This window comes from Oceanobacillus luteolus (assembly GCF_023715655.1).
Classification (GTDB): domain Bacteria; phylum Bacillota; class Bacilli; order Bacillales; family Amphibacillaceae; genus Oceanobacillus; species Oceanobacillus luteolus.
On the sequence record NZ_JAMBON010000196.1, the window covers coordinates 1 to 253 of the forward strand.

Here is a 253-nt window from a genome sequence, read left to right on the forward strand (position 1 = left end):
CAATCATTTTACGGAAATCATCATTATATCGTTTACCGTTATTTCTTGTATTCATCGGACACATCCTCCTTGAAATTCATTGTATAAATTTAACTTAGATGTGTCTATGAAACTATACTAGCATCAACAGCTTCAGATGTTGGGAATGCTAGTAAAGTAAGCAATGATACCTTTGAATATAGGCTTCCAAATACACCCCTATATTCAGGAAAAACCTGATCTAATAAGGAATGTAACTGCAGCTTAGCTTTGG

The 253-nt window shown here is 34.0% G+C and carries 1 pseudogene; it reads right to left on the minus strand.

Going from position 1 to position 253, the window contains the following annotated elements:
• Positions 1-125: 125 nt before the first annotated feature.
• Positions 126-253, minus strand: a pseudogene (locus M3210_RS20335) (IS110 family transposase); the annotation flags it as partial.